Origin of the sequence: Luteolibacter sp. SL250 (assembly GCF_026625605.1) — a bacterium.
GTDB lineage: Bacteria > Verrucomicrobiota > Verrucomicrobiia > Verrucomicrobiales > Akkermansiaceae > Luteolibacter.
Genome location: NZ_CP113054.1, coordinates 365,446 through 378,178, shown reverse-complemented (window position 1 = coordinate 378,178; position 12,733 = coordinate 365,446). Strand labels below are relative to the sequence as shown.

Sequence of the window (12,733 nt, the reverse complement as noted above, 5' to 3'; positions counted from 1 at the left end):
GGACTTTCCCCCGGCAGGAAGAAGCCGCATTATTCAAAGTCCGTGATCCATATCACGATGGCAAATCGTAGCAGCCATGCGGAAAATCGGACGATGGATGCGCTTCTCCGTTTCCGTCCTTTCCTTTCCTTCTTTTTTACCTATTGAATGGTGTTTTGCGATTGCGCAAACTGGCTCCTGTTCCCGCATGAAGCCCACCAGAAAAGGCATCCCCCTGATTCTGATCATCCTTGAGATCCTCGCGCTGGTCGCGTTTGTGATCGTCACGGTGAGGATCATCGCCGGGTATTGAGCATTCTGGGATGCGGGGATGCAGGTGGGCCGACCTCCATACTGCTCGACGGAGCCGGGCTGGGGTGGTAGTGTCCGGGATATGCGCGTCCTTTTGATGGCGATGGGTTTCCTGTTGGTGGCAGGCACGCTTTCCGCCGCCGAACCGAATGTCTTCCCTTACGATGAGTTCGCGCAGTTCGCGCACCAGATGCCGGGTGAGGATGTGGGTGGGGTGAAAATGGTCGCGGCATTCCTCAAGGCGGCGAAGCCTGGGGAAACCCTGGACCTTGCGAAGGCCAACTTCCGCATCCGGATGGCGGACGGGTCGATTGCTCCCATGCGCTGCGACGTGCTGCCCGCAAAGGCGGAGGACACCGCGAATCTGGCGGACCGGAAGCGGATCCAGATGGGCTTCACCCACAAGCTGTGGATCCCCAAGGATCCGGAGAAATACAAGGGCGCGGCCCTCCTCAACGACCTGCCCCAGGGCTACCTGGAGATCCAGTTCCCCCTGCCCCCGCGGGAGGCTCCGGCGCCCTGAGTGGCTTTTTCCACGGGACCCCCACAAGCGGTTTGCAAGTTCCGCGCCGATCCGTTAGATTCCGCTCCATGACAAAATCCGCCCTGCTGTTCTGCTGCGCCGCCGTGTCCCTGTTCCTCGCTTCCTGCGCCACGGAACGCCGGCCTGAATTGCCGGGCGACCAGGCGACCAAGATCCGCCAGCACCGCATCGCGCCTTCGGAGGATCTCGAATCGACCGGCCAGACCAAGGAGGGCTCCCCGCTGCCGCCGACCTCCCAGGGAAGCTGGAAGTTCTGAGCGGTGGAAATTCCCGCGCTCCGGTTTGGCGGAGCGCGCATCGGTTGACACTGCGTCCCGCCCGGACGCGGAGAATTCCCATTTGATCCTTCCGCGCGGATTTTCCATGCTGGCGGCATGTCGAAAGAAAATGGCGGCCGCGTGGTGGTGAAGGTGTTCCTCTATGGCATCAAGCCGGAGATCTGGAGACGCTTCTCCATTTCCACGCAGGCGACCTTCCTCGACCTCCACAACGCGATCCAGGCGTCGATGGGGTGGGAGAACAAGAGTCCCCATGAATTCCGCCATGGCAAGGGCAAGCGCCTGGTCGATGTGATCGGCCCGGTCGGCATCCAGGGCGTCATCGGCGAGTTCCAGGATGAGACGCAGGTCACGGTGGCGGACTACATCGGCAAGAAGAAGCTGCCGATGCGGCTGCTCTACCGCTATGACTTCGCGGACGAGTGGATCCATGAGGTCGTCTTCGAGAAAAAGGAAGAGGGTGAAGGCGGGCCCAAGATCATCGACGGCGGGCGTGCGTGTCCGCCGGAGGACTTCGGCGGGCATTTCCAGTACATGCAGGCGTTGCACGGCGAGATCGGCTGGATGAACCCGGGATACGAGCCGGAGAAGTTCGAGCCGGAAAAGGTGGACTTCACCCCCAGGAAGGAGCGGAAGCGCCGCTGAGCGTCCACGGCGACGAAAGGACACCCCTCCCCCGGATTCCATGAGCCTGCCTCCTCCCCTCACCGCCGTGCATGCCTGCCGGATTTCCGTGCTTGAGGCCGAGAAGCGGTGGACCCTGCAGGGGGACGTGTTGTGGGTCGCGGCGGGAGAGTATCCGGCGATGCCCATTCCGCTGGCCTCCTTGAAGGAGGTGAGGTTGTTGTTTTCCCCCACGCGGATGCAGCGCAACCGCTACCAATGCCACCTCCACAACGCCGGCGGACGCTGCGGAGCGTTCCAGAACGAGCACTACCGGGGTGTAATGGACTTCGAGGACCGCAGCGCCAGCTACAACGAACTGGTGCGGCTCCTCGTGCCCCGCGCCGCCGCCATCAATCCGTCCTGCCGCTTCACCACGGGAACCTCTTGGTGGAGCTGGCTTCTGCAGACCGGCTTCCTCACGGGCATGCTGCTCCTGCTGGTGGTCGTCTTTTTCACCATGGGTTCCGCGGTGACGGGACTGGTGGTGGTGAAACTCCTGATCGTGCTGTTCTACATCCCCACCGCCGGTTCCTGGATCATGAAGAACAAGCCGAGGAGCTTCGCTCCGGGGGATGTGCCCGCCAAGATGCTGCCCGCGTCCCCATGAGCAGGGATGACCTGCTCTCCGTCCGGAGTTTTCCGGTGAATTTTCATGTGCTGCGTGACAGCCGCGGCCTTCACCTGATCGATGCCGGATTCATCGGTGGGGATAGGATGCTGCGGAAACATCTCGCGGCAAAGGGTTGGGAAAATGAGCCGATCCTCGGCGTGATTGTGACGCATGGCCATCTCGACCACATCCTCAACGTGGCGGAGATCGCGGGAAGGCACGGGGCATGGATCGCCGCGCCCCGGCTGGATGCGGCGCACTACAGTGGCCGCCCGAAGTATGCGGGATGGTCAAAGGTGGCGGGCATCCTTGAGTGCATCGGCAGGCCCTTGCTTGGCTTCGAGCCGTTCACTCCTGACCACTGGATCGATCACGGGGATTTCCTCGATGTCTGGCAGGGTCTGCGGGCCGTCCATCTCCCGGGCCACACCGCCGGACACACGGGATACTTCTGCGGGAAGCTGGGCCTTCTGTTCTGCGGGGACCTCTTCGCCAGCTATCCGGGCTTCAGCCACTTCCCACCCCGGATCTTCAATCAGGAGAAAGCCAGCATGCTCCGCAGTGTGGAGAAGGCGCTCGACCTGCCGTTGCGCGGCGTGATCCCGAATCATGGGGACGATGCACCGCCGGAAGTCCATCTGGAGAGGCTGCGGAAGCTCGCGCGGCGGTGACCGGAACTGGGACCGCGGAAGTGGTGGCTGTTCCCGGGAAAGAAGCAGGCTCCGTCACGTGGCTGCCAGCCGGATCCCCTTCCCGTCCGCCGTGATCGTCCGGGCCTTGAGCAGCGCGCCGATGGTCTGCTTGAAGGTGCGTTTGCTCACGCCCAGCTCATCCTTGATCTCCTCCGCGGAGCTGTGGTCGCCGATGGGCCAGAAGCCGCCGCGCGCCTTCAGCTCGTTGAGGATCTGTTCGGACAGGTCGTCCATCCGCTGCCGTCCGGGGGCGTTCAGGGTCAGGTCGATCTTTCCGTCCGGGCGGCGGTCGGCGATGTAGGCGGTGAAGCGTTCGCCCGGCTGCACGTCCTGGAACACTTGGTTGGCGAACAGTAGGCCGGTGTGGGTGTTCTCGATGACCGCCTTGTAGCCGAGCGGCGTCTTGGCAAAGAGGATGATGTCCACCTTCTCCCCGCCGCGCCACGGGGGCGGGGTCTTGTCGAGGTGGCGGGTGAGCCGCGTGGTGCCGATCAGGCGGCCGGTTTCTTCATCCACGAAGACATGGACGAGATAGGATTTCCCCGGGACCATGCGTGTCTTCTGCTCCCGGAAGGGCACCATCAGGTCCTTCGGCAGGCCCCAGTCGAGGAACGCGCCGACACCGGTGACGGAGACGCATTTCAGCTTCGCGAAGTCACCTGCCACGGCCTTCGGCTGCTTCATGGTCGCCACCGGGCGGTCCTCGGAGTCGTGGTGCAGGAAGACGTCGACGAAGGCGCCGACGGACCAGTTCGCCGGCATCTCCCGGGTGGGCAGCAGAATGCGCCCCAGGTCCCCTCCATCGAGATAGAGGCCGAACTTGGATTCGCGGAGGACAGGAAGGGTGGCGCGCTGGCCGATCTGCGGCATGGAGGCAGGATGGGGCATCGCGTGGCACCCGTCCAACATCGAACATTGAAATCTTCCGCCGGCGGGCCGATGAAAGGGGCATGACGTTGATTGTTGAACCTGTAGGTACGGTGCGGAGCAAGTGGGGCGAAGGCGCGGTCTGGTGGGATGGTGCCCTGCTCTACGTGGACATCGAGGGGCACAAGGTCTGGAAGTTCGATCCGGTGACGGGTGAAGAAACCTCCTGGGACGTGGGCCAGCGGGTCGGCACGGTGGTGCCGCGCGAGAGCGGCGGACTGGTCATCGCCGGGGACAACGGCATTTCCTTCCTCGATCCGGAAAGCGGGAAGATCACCCCCATCGCGGATCCGGAACCGGACAAGAAGCCCGACAACCGCTTCAACGACGGCAAGTGCTCCCCGGACGGACGCTTCTTCGCCGGGACCATCAGCCTGGTGAAAAAGACCGGCGACGCGCGGCTCTACCGCCTGGACCCGGACCTCACGCTGCACGAAGCCTTTGGTCCGGTGACGAACTCCAACGGGATCGTCTGGTCCGGGGATGGAAAGACGGTTTTCTACATCGACACCCCGCGGAAGGAGATCCTCGCCTTCGACTATGAGGCGGACGGACACCTGCGGAACATGCGGACCGTGGCGGACACCTCCCACATCGAGGCGTCGCCGGACGGCATGACCATCGATGCGGAGGGGAACCTGTGGGTCGCGTTCTGCCACGGCGGCTGTGTCGCGTGCTTCGACGCGCGGTCCGGACAGGAACTGCGCCGGGTGGAAGTGCCCGCGCTGGAAACGACTTCCTGTGCCTTTGGCGGCGCGGATCTGGACGAGCTCTATATCACCACCGGCATCCATGGGAAAATCCAGGAGGAACACGGCGGGCGGTTGTTCGTCGTGCGCGGCCTCGGGGTGAAAGGCGTCCCCGCGAATGCGTTCGCCGGGTGAGATTTCCGGAATATCCGGGGGTTGATAAGTCTCTCCCCCGGAGGACGTTTTCTCCCAAACCCCATCCACCAGAACCCATGAAAGCCAGCCCCGTCGTCGTCATTTCAGGCCTTGTCGTCGTCGCGACAGGAGGATTCATCGTCGGCCGGATCTCCTCGGACGGGGATGCCACGGCGGCGAAAGCCGAAGTCTCCCGGCCCGAAAGGGTCCGCCCTGGTGGGGCGGTGCCAGCTTCGGGCGAGGGTGCGCAGGGAGCCAGCCGATCCGCCGATGCCCGCAGCGGAGGCCGGGGAGCCCCCTTGGCGGAGAAGCTCCAGAAAATGGAGACCATCATGCGCGGGGAGAACCAGCTCGACCGCAGCCGCGCGCTGCTGGCCTTGATCGACCAACTGGCTCCGGGGGAGTTCGAGGACGTCATCGCCCAGTTCCGCGCACTCGGCATCACCCAGAACCGTCTCGGCGAATACTCCATGCTGCTATCCGCCTGGGCGAAGGTCGATCCCTTCGCCGCGCTGGAATACGCGCGCAACAACACCCAGGGCGGATTTGCCTCCAGCACCATCCTTTCCTCATGGGCCAGCATCGACCCGGATGCGGCGCTCCGCTGGGCCGAAACGAATTTCGACGGCACCGGTGCGAACCCGTTCCTCGTCGGCGTGATCCGCGGAATCGCGGAGAGCAACCCGCAGCGCGCCACGGAGCTGCTCAAGGGCATGCCCTTCGGCGAGCAGCGCGCGGAGGCCCTGGCGGGAATGATGCAGCACATCCTGAAACAGGGTCCGGAGGCATCCCGCGGCTGGATCATGGCGCTGGATGACGAACGCCTCCGCGAAGGCGCGATGATGCGGATGGCGGAACCGCTGGCCGACGTTGATCCCAAGGGCACCGCCGAATGGCTGGTGAAAAATCCCGGACAGGCCTCCAACCGCCGGCTGGATGATGTCTATGAAACGTGGGCGGGCAAGGATCTCGACTCCGCGATCGCTTCGCTCAACACCCTCCCTGTCGGCGACCAGCGCAGCATCGCCCTCGGCGGCGTGATCAGCCGGGAGGCGTCCAACGACCCTAAGGCGGCGCTTGCATTGATGGACCGCTACCCGGGCGATGTGAATGACGGCGTGGTGCGCGACTTTGTCAGGAATGCGGCGGGCAAGGATCCGGAAATCGCCGCGAACACCATCTCCCGCATCACGGATGAAGGTCAGCGCAACGCCACCTACCAGCGCCTGCTCTGGCGCTGGCTGGAAACGGACATGGGGAAAGCCCAGGCGTTCGTCCAGGCGCACCAGCTCCCGGAGCAGGTCACCCGCATGGTCACCCGCCGCGTGCAGGAACTGCAGGGCCGCCAGTGATGGCATTGCCCGGGAAAACGCGACGAAGCGCTTTTACTCAGAGGATTTCGACAACTTCCTCCTCGGCCCCTGCCATTCCCAGAGTTCGTTGAGCAGCAGCCGTTCGATCTGCTGGATCGCCCGTTCCGCGGCGCTTGAGCATTTGGCCTCGGCCAGCGTGGGCCGGAGCCGCCGGAGGGTGGCCTCCATCTGGCCGTAGAGCTGCGCCTGGCGGCGGAACTCGAACACGGAGATCATCGCCAGCGTCCACGCGGCGATGCCCGGCAGCACGGATGGGATGAACTCCATCGCCCACCGGTCCCAGGATTCGGAGACCGGCGTTTTCAGCACCTTCATGAACACGGCCGCGCCGGTGAACAGCAGCGCCGCCCATGAGGCGGTCCAGAACAGGGTGCCGAAAAATTTCATCCGGCGCTTCGCCTTTTCCCCCTTCGCGCTGAAGAAGCGGAGCTGCCCGTCCACCCGATCCCGGAGATAGGTGTCCCGCGCCTTCTCCCATCCCCGGCGTTCCGCGACCAGATGCAGCGCCGCGCTGCGGAGGAAGGTCCGGTCTTTCTCGAAAAGCTCCGCCGCCGGTGGATGCAGCGGGCTGCCCGGTTCATGGGACGCCAGCAGCGACCGCAGCAGCTCCGCCCTCACCCGGTCACCCACCCAGTCCTGGAGCCGCAGCTTCGAGCCGACCCATGGCAGCGCCATGGCCACCAGCGCGAGCACGAACTTGATCGCCGCTCCGATCTCCTTGCCCGAGAGGATCAGCAGGACCAGCACCGCCTGGAGGAAGGTGGCCAGGTGGTTGACCGACATGGAGCCCGCCGCGAACCAGCGGGATTTCGGCGCGCTCGCCACCGCCCGCTGATCCAGCTTCGTGAAAAGTTCCATGACCGTCGCCGCCGCAGGCAGGTCCTGGAAAGCGGGATCCCCGCCTGCCGCCAGCGGCGTGCCCTGCCACCGTGCCTCCAACGTGTCCGCCGCGATGATGCGGGCCGGGATTTCCCATTGGGCGGCTTCCGCCACGGTCTCCCCCGTGCCTCCCAGTCCCCGTGCGGGCTGGCCGTCCCAGGCGAAAAGCATCCGGTCCGCCACCTCCAGCATCCTCCTGGCGACGACATGGTAGGCGGCTGGAGCCTCTTCATTTCCCGGCGCCACCTCGCTCCAGATGGCGGCGTCCACCAGCCGCGCGGATCGCTCCCATTCCGAGGAATCGTCGAAGTCCTGGCGGAATCTTTCCGCGCCGAACGGCAGGATCACCACCGTCTTCATCCCCAGCTCCGCACAGGCCTCCAGGAACAGCAGGTCCGCGCCCGCCGCCGCACTGGCGATGCCCATCACCTCGCCGTCCAGATCCGCTTCAAAGCCCTCCAGTTCCTTCCGGATGACCGCCTTCAGCGCGGCGGGATCAACCACCCTCCGGTGCCCGGCGAAGCCGACCAGCCAGATCCTCCGGAAAGCCTGGGGCGATTTAGAGCTCATCGAAGTGGGAAAGCTTCACGGTTTCCTCCGCATGGGCGGTCCCTCTCTCGATGAGGAAGTCCATCAGCTCCAGGTTATCCAGCGTGAAGCCCTTCCGCGTCACCTGCTCCGCGGCCAGCAGGTCGTCTCCGGAGAACACCTTGTCATAGCGGGCGTAGAGGAATTTCCCCTCCCCGTTCGGCCGCATCAGGTCGCCCACCTCGCCATCCACCGGTGGGCCGAAGCGGCACTCGCCGTTCACCCGGCAGAGGAGGTCCTGGTATTGCTGGAATGAACCGATGAGCGATGAAGGAAGGTTCTTCGCCTGCGCCAGCACATCCACGAACAAGCGGTCGCCCCGGCCCAGCTTGGTGCCGCCGGTGCCGATGGAGACGATGCTCATGTTCTCGCGGCCTGTCTTCCACTGGAGGTTGTACTCCGGCAGCGTTGCCATGATGCTGAGCAGATAAGCGGGGCAGTTGAACGGGGTCACACCGCCGTCCTCGAATGCGAAGACCAGCGGCTTCCCGCCCTCCCCTTTCACCTCCAGGATCTCCGGCGGGAAGAAGGTCGGCGCGGCGGTGCTGGCCCGCACCAACTGCCATAGCGGGATCTGCAGGTTGTTTCCCGGAGACTCCAGGTTGTTGTACTTCGCGTGCGGGTTGTTCGACAGCGGCCAGGCGGAACCGGTGGACGCGTTGCGCGTCACCACCAGCAGCAGCGTCTTCAGTTTCTTCGTCCCGAAGGTGGCCGGGCTGCCATCATCCTCCACGAAGAAGTCGCGCAGGAACCTCGACAGACCCTCCGCCACGAAACGGTGGCTGGTGAAGCGCTTCAGCAGCCCGGACTTCTGGAACATGGCCGCCGCGTTGATGCGGTACAGCCGCTCGATCTCCGCCACCGGCAGACCCCATGACACGAATGCGGCGATGATCGCCCCCGTGCTGGTACCACCCACGTAGTGGAAGTAGTCCGCCAGCACCATGTCCGGGTTGCCCGTCTTCTCCCGCAGCAGCGTCTCGATCCGCTTCGCATACTGGAGCGCGAACAAGCCGCGGATGCCTCCGCCGTCGAAGGATAGCAGCCTTGCGCGCGGTTCCGGTTGCAGCGTCCGTGGATCCATGGGCTTTCTTCTAACCGTTCCGCCCCCGTGGTGAAATCCGAAATAAAATCGCCGCTGGAATCCTCTGACGGTCACATACTCACGGCGCGCGGGCCGATTTCAATTTGACGCGGATCGCGTCCTGTGCTTTAACTGATACCGATGTCGAACCGCATCACCAACCGCTCCAGCTACCGCCGCCTCATGAAAGTCGGCGTCGCAGGCTGGTGCGCGCACCGGTTGTCCGCCTTCCGGGCGTGAGCGGGCAGTCTCCTTCATGGGATCCATTTCCTGAGACTGCCTGAGGCTTCAGCCAACCAACCGGTTCCCGGACCGTTTCCGGTGGAATCACGTACATCCCTTTCCCATGAACTCACCATTTTTGAGTGAGGCGGACCTTGCTCGCCTCGAAACCATCCACAACCTCACCGCTCCTCCTCCCAGGCCATCGCACGAACAACGTCTCTCGCTGGCCGGGTACCTCGCGTTCGCATCCGCCGCGGCTGATCCGGCCTCGCTGGAGCTCCGCGTGGGCTTCGGTGACGACGTCGTCCTGGTCTCCCCGTCGGATGCGACGGACGACTTCCGGCTGCGCATCGTCATGCCGCATGAGGCGGACCCCGCGGAGGGCCGCATCTCCGTCCTCGCCCCCGTCTCGCTGGCGATACTGGGACACGAAAAAGGCGGCATCATTTCTTGGCAGGCCAATGGTGCCACGAGGTGCATGCGCATCGCGGAAATCCGCAAGCAGCGCGAGGCGGACCTCGCCCCACTTTCCTGAAACACAGAACAGAAACGAAAAACAAACAGATAGTATGAGCAACCAACACAACGTCCACATCCAGCTCAACGACGGCAAGGCCGTCATCGACCGCTGGCCCCATGACTCCAACCAACTGCCGACCATCGGTGATGTCATCGCCATTCCATCCGTCGGTGGCCGCATTCCGGAAGGCTACCAGGAGAACGCCACGGTGTTCCGCATCGACCGTGACCTCAACAACGGGGAACTCACCGTCATCCTCGACCTCCAACCGGTCTCCGCGAAGGGCGGCCGCCTCGTGGTCTTCCTGAACACCGAGTATGTGGCGGAAAATCTCCGCCGCGAGGTGGAGGAACACCTGCGCGGAAAGCTGGAGGTCCCCGCCTTCGAGTGGATCCACAGCACGGAGCCAGCCCCCGTCATCCGCATCCACCAGGGACTTTCGGAGATCCCCCATGCGGAGGTCGCGAAACTCCAGAAGGGCGTCCGCGCGATCATCGAAGCCGCCTCACCGCTCGCCACCGTCTGAGCCGTGGAGGAAATTCAGGTGCAAGATCCCACGGAATGTTGAATGTGGCGGTGGAGAGATCCCCGCCACATTCCTATTCCGCATGTTCCACATCGTCCTCGTCCACCCGGAGATCCCGCACAACGCGGGGGCCGCCGGCCGTCTCGCCCTCGCCACGGATTCCGCCCTCCACCTCATCAAGCCGCTGGGCTTCTCGCTGGAGGACAAGTACGTCCGCCGCACCGGACTCGACTATTGGCAGGATGTGAAGCTCCACGTGTGGGAGAGTTATGAGGACTTCCTCACCGGGGCGGATCCCGCCGCGCGGAAATGGCATCTCAGCACGAAGGCCACCCGCTCTCCATGGACCGCGGAGTTCAAGGCGGGCGACTACCTCATCTTCGGCCGCGAAACGAAAGGCCTGCCGGAAGAGATCGTCCGCGACGCGGGCGACCACGGCCTGCGCATCCCCATGGCTCCAGGAGGAACCCGCAGCCTCAACCTGGCGACTTCGGTTGCAATCGTGCTGTATGAGGCGGTGCGGCAGCAGGGGGTGGAGTGGTGAGTAAGGAGGGTGGACATTGCGGCAGAGCCGCCATGTCCGCTTCGCTCCCATTCTTGTCCACCGGCGGCATAGGCGAATCATATGGAATTCACCGCAAAGACCCCAAGGACGCTAAGTGGAGAAAAGGAACTCTTCAAGATTTGTGGGATTCGGAAGATTCGCGGTCAGCCTCTTCTCTTCCTGAAAACTGAACACTGAAAACTTCTCCTCCTTTGTTCACCAATGCCGCCGGTGGACAGGAGTGTCCACCCTCCTTACTATCATCCTCCAATGGCATCGTCGCTCCATCTCATCGCATTCGCGGCATTGGTCTCCGGGCCGCTCCTTTCCGCACAAGAGGATGGCAAGACATGGTCGTCGCCGCTGTACGGTCCGGACTGGTCGGCCACGCCCGCGCTGTCCTTCGCGAAGGACAAAATCATCCAGGACTTTTCCTACGCGGGTTATGCGAACGGTGAGAAACCGATCCCCGATCTGGCCGGAGCGAAGCGCTTCGACGTGGTGGCCGGATACGGCGCTGACCCGACGGGCAAGACGGATTCCACCGCCGCAATCCAGAAGGCCATCGACGCCGCGGCTGCCGCCGGGGGTGGCGTGGTGGATCTGCCCGCAGGCACCTACCGCGTCCAGCCCGGCGAAGGAAACCGCTACGCGCTGTGCGTGCGGAAGAACGGCATCGTCATCCGTGGCGCGGGACCGGAGAAGACCTTCCTGCTGAACACCGCGACGGAGATGCGGGAGAAGATCATCGTCCTTTTCCAGGCACCGTCGAAGGCGGAGTGGAACCGCAGGGAGGGGCCCTCGACCGTCATCACGGCAGACCTGATGGGCCCGTCCGTCGAGATTCCGGTGGCGGATGTTTCCGCCTTCAAGGCAGGCGGCTGGGCGGTCATCCGCAACATCCCGACCAAGGAATGGGTGATGGACCACGGCGAGACGGACTGGCTGGGAGAGGAGAACAAGATCGGCTCGATCCGGTATTACCGCCGCATCGTGAAGGTGGATGCGGAGCGCAAGGTGCTGACCATCGACGTGCCCACCCGCTATGCGCTTAAAGTGCGGGACAAGCCACAGGTCTATCCGAAGTCCGGCATGCTGGAACAGGTGGGGCTGGAGGGCCTTTCCATCGGCAACGTGCAGCACCCGGGGAAGGATGGCTGGAAGAACCTCGACTTCGCCGCGCCGGAGGGGGACTACACCCGGCGTCTGGCGGAAAGCCGCGGCCTGCCCGGTGACTTCGCCGCCACGAAAAAAAGCGCGTATGACGTGCATGCCTCCTATGCGGTGACGATGACCAACGTGCTGGATGGCTGGATCCGCGAGGTGAACTCCTTTCAACCGCAGGGCAACACCACCGGCTGCCACCTGCTCTCCAACGGCATCCGCATGAAGGAATCCCGCAATGTGACGGTGGAACGCTGCCATTTCCAACACCCGCAGTACGGCGGTGGAGGCGGGAACGGCTACATGTTCCGGATGGACAGCAGCAACGAGTGCCTGGTCCGTGAATGCCGTGCGGAGGCCTCACGCCATGGCTTCTCCATCTCCGGCATGGGATGCTCCGGAAACGTGATCCACCGTTGTCTCGACAAGGACACCGCCCGCCAGACCGGATCGACCGGCTCCGAAGCGACGGAGGGCCGTTCCAGCGACCACCACCAATGGTTCAGCCACTCCAACCTCATCGACCACTGCACAGCGGACAACAGTTGGTTCGAGGCACGCGACCGGTTCTACGTGAAGCTCTCCCGCCCACGCCACAACCTCACCTCCGCCCACACCGTCTATTGGAACACGGAGGGGCTGCGGAATTCCTTCCATCCCTTCGTGGTTTGGAGCCAGCAGGCGGACTACGGCTATGTCATCGGCACCCGCGGCGAAGTCAGCGGCGTCCGCACCGATGGCAACTACCCGGAGCGCAAGGAAAGGACCGATCCGGTGGATGTCGTCGAGGGCATCGGGAAAGGCGACACGCTCAGTCCCGCCTCCCTGTTCGAGGACCAGCGGCGCAGGCGGCTGGGGCAGTGATGGGAGCCTTGTATTCGTTGGCAGGGACGGTTCTGCGGCATAGCCGCAACGCGGTCCCTGCCCTGCAGCCATCC

14 protein-coding genes are annotated in these 12,733 nt (G+C 64.0%); 11 read left to right on the top strand and 3 right to left on the bottom strand.

Annotated features, from left to right (window positions below; genetic code table 11):
• Window positions 1-373: 373 nt before the first annotated feature.
• The 5 genes from OVA24_RS01735 (at window position 374) to OVA24_RS01715 (ending at window position 3,060) form a co-directional block, all read left to right on the top strand.
• Window positions 374-814 carry a hypothetical protein gene (locus tag OVA24_RS01735; RefSeq protein WP_267672877.1) on the top strand — a complete coding sequence of 147 codons (441 nt, stop codon included), beginning with the start codon at window positions 374-376 and terminating at the stop codon, window positions 812-814.
• A 68-nt stretch (window positions 815-882) separates the two neighbouring features.
• On the top strand, window positions 883-1,092 hold the full coding sequence (locus OVA24_RS01730) for a hypothetical protein (protein WP_267672875.1): 210 nt from the start codon (window positions 883-885) through the stop codon (window positions 1,090-1,092).
• A gap of 117 nt (window positions 1,093-1,209) precedes the next feature.
• A complete protein-coding gene (locus OVA24_RS01725; protein WP_267672873.1) occupies window positions 1,210-1,758 on the top strand; it encodes a plasmid pRiA4b ORF-3 family protein in 549 nt (182 codons plus the stop codon).
• Between the two features lie 40 nt (window positions 1,759-1,798).
• Complete coding sequence (locus OVA24_RS01720) at window positions 1,799-2,386, top strand: hypothetical protein (RefSeq protein ID WP_267672872.1); 588 nt, start codon at window positions 1,799-1,801, stop codon at window positions 2,384-2,386.
• Complete coding sequence (locus OVA24_RS01715; RefSeq protein WP_267672870.1) at window positions 2,383-3,060, top strand: MBL fold metallo-hydrolase; 678 nt, start codon at window positions 2,383-2,385, stop codon at window positions 3,058-3,060. Before OVA24_RS01720 ends, OVA24_RS01715 begins: the two co-directional genes overlap by 4 nt.
• 54 nt (window positions 3,061-3,114) lie before the next feature.
• On the opposite strand, the gene OVA24_RS01710 is transcribed toward OVA24_RS01715, so the two are convergent.
• Complete coding sequence (locus OVA24_RS01710; protein WP_267672868.1) at window positions 3,115-3,951, bottom strand: CvfB family protein; 837 nt, start codon at window positions 3,949-3,951, stop codon at window positions 3,115-3,117.
• Between the two features lie 80 nt (window positions 3,952-4,031).
• Between OVA24_RS01710 and OVA24_RS01705 the strand changes: the two genes are divergently transcribed.
• On the top strand, window positions 4,032-4,892 hold the full coding sequence (locus tag OVA24_RS01705; protein ID WP_267672865.1) for an SMP-30/gluconolactonase/LRE family protein: 861 nt from the start codon (window positions 4,032-4,034) through the stop codon (window positions 4,890-4,892).
• A gap of 77 nt (window positions 4,893-4,969) precedes the next feature.
• Window positions 4,970-6,244: a hypothetical protein gene (locus OVA24_RS01700; protein WP_267672863.1), complete on the top strand. Its 1,275-nt coding sequence runs from the start codon at window positions 4,970-4,972 to the stop codon at window positions 6,242-6,244.
• Between the two features lie 33 nt (window positions 6,245-6,277).
• Here OVA24_RS01700 and OVA24_RS01695 read toward each other — a convergent pair whose 3' ends face one another.
• Together OVA24_RS01695 and OVA24_RS01690 are read right to left on the bottom strand one after the other, a co-directional pair.
• Entirely contained in the window at window positions 6,278-7,714 is a 1,437-nt protein-coding gene (locus tag OVA24_RS01695; protein ID WP_267672861.1) for a hypothetical protein, read from the bottom strand.
• A complete protein-coding gene (locus OVA24_RS01690) occupies window positions 7,704-8,816 on the bottom strand; it encodes a patatin-like phospholipase family protein (protein ID WP_267672858.1) in 1,113 nt (370 codons plus the stop codon). The genes OVA24_RS01695 and OVA24_RS01690 overlap by 11 nt, the downstream gene beginning before the upstream one ends.
• A 346-nt stretch (window positions 8,817-9,162) precedes the next feature.
• On the opposite strand from OVA24_RS01690, the gene OVA24_RS01685 reads away from it, so the two are divergent.
• The 4 genes from OVA24_RS01685 to OVA24_RS01670 all read left to right on the top strand — a co-directional run bounded on the left by OVA24_RS01685 (window position 9,163) and on the right by OVA24_RS01670 (window position 12,659).
• Window positions 9,163-9,576 carry a GreA/GreB family elongation factor gene (locus tag OVA24_RS01685; RefSeq protein ID WP_267672855.1) on the top strand — a complete coding sequence of 138 codons (414 nt, stop codon included), beginning with the start codon at window positions 9,163-9,165 and terminating at the stop codon, window positions 9,574-9,576.
• Between the two features lie 34 nt (window positions 9,577-9,610).
• The gene (locus OVA24_RS01680) at window positions 9,611-10,087 is read left to right on the top strand and encodes a hypothetical protein (RefSeq protein ID WP_267672853.1); all 477 of its coding nucleotides are present in this window, start codon (window positions 9,611-9,613) and stop codon (window positions 10,085-10,087) included.
• An 82-nt stretch (window positions 10,088-10,169) separates the two neighbouring features.
• Entirely contained in the window at window positions 10,170-10,631 is a 462-nt protein-coding gene (locus OVA24_RS01675) for a tRNA (cytidine(34)-2'-O)-methyltransferase (protein WP_267672850.1), read from the top strand.
• 270 nt (window positions 10,632-10,901) lie between these two features.
• The gene (locus OVA24_RS01670; RefSeq protein ID WP_267672848.1) at window positions 10,902-12,659 is read left to right on the top strand and encodes a glycosyl hydrolase family 28-related protein; all 1,758 of its coding nucleotides are present in this window, start codon (window positions 10,902-10,904) and stop codon (window positions 12,657-12,659) included.
• Window positions 12,660-12,733: the final 74 nt, after the last annotated feature.

Coding starts and splice junctions, on each gene's coding strand:
- OVA24_RS01735 (WP_267672877.1), top strand. CDS start 374: ATGCGCGTCCTTTTGATGGCGATGGGTTTCCTGTTGGTGGCAGGCACG.
- OVA24_RS01730 (WP_267672875.1), top strand. CDS start 883: ATGACAAAATCCGCCCTGCTGTTCTGCTGCGCCGCCGTGTCCCTGTTC.
- OVA24_RS01725 (WP_267672873.1), top strand. CDS start 1,210: ATGTCGAAAGAAAATGGCGGCCGCGTGGTGGTGAAGGTGTTCCTCTAT.
- OVA24_RS01720 (WP_267672872.1), top strand. CDS start 1,799: ATGAGCCTGCCTCCTCCCCTCACCGCCGTGCATGCCTGCCGGATTTCC.
- OVA24_RS01715 (WP_267672870.1), top strand. CDS start 2,383: ATGAGCAGGGATGACCTGCTCTCCGTCCGGAGTTTTCCGGTGAATTTT.
- OVA24_RS01710 (WP_267672868.1), bottom strand. CDS start 3,951: ATGCCGCAGATCGGCCAGCGCGCCACCCTTCCTGTCCTCCGCGAATCC.
- OVA24_RS01705 (WP_267672865.1), top strand. CDS start 4,032: ATGACGTTGATTGTTGAACCTGTAGGTACGGTGCGGAGCAAGTGGGGC.
- OVA24_RS01700 (WP_267672863.1), top strand. CDS start 4,970: ATGAAAGCCAGCCCCGTCGTCGTCATTTCAGGCCTTGTCGTCGTCGCG.
- OVA24_RS01695 (WP_267672861.1), bottom strand. CDS start 7,714: ATGAGCTCTAAATCGCCCCAGGCTTTCCGGAGGATCTGGCTGGTCGGC.
- OVA24_RS01690 (WP_267672858.1), bottom strand. CDS start 8,816: ATGGATCCACGGACGCTGCAACCGGAACCGCGCGCAAGGCTGCTATCC.
- OVA24_RS01685 (WP_267672855.1), top strand. CDS start 9,163: ATGAACTCACCATTTTTGAGTGAGGCGGACCTTGCTCGCCTCGAAACC.
- OVA24_RS01680 (WP_267672853.1), top strand. CDS start 9,611: ATGAGCAACCAACACAACGTCCACATCCAGCTCAACGACGGCAAGGCC.
- OVA24_RS01675 (WP_267672850.1), top strand. CDS start 10,170: ATGTTCCACATCGTCCTCGTCCACCCGGAGATCCCGCACAACGCGGGG.
- OVA24_RS01670 (WP_267672848.1), top strand. CDS start 10,902: ATGGCATCGTCGCTCCATCTCATCGCATTCGCGGCATTGGTCTCCGGG.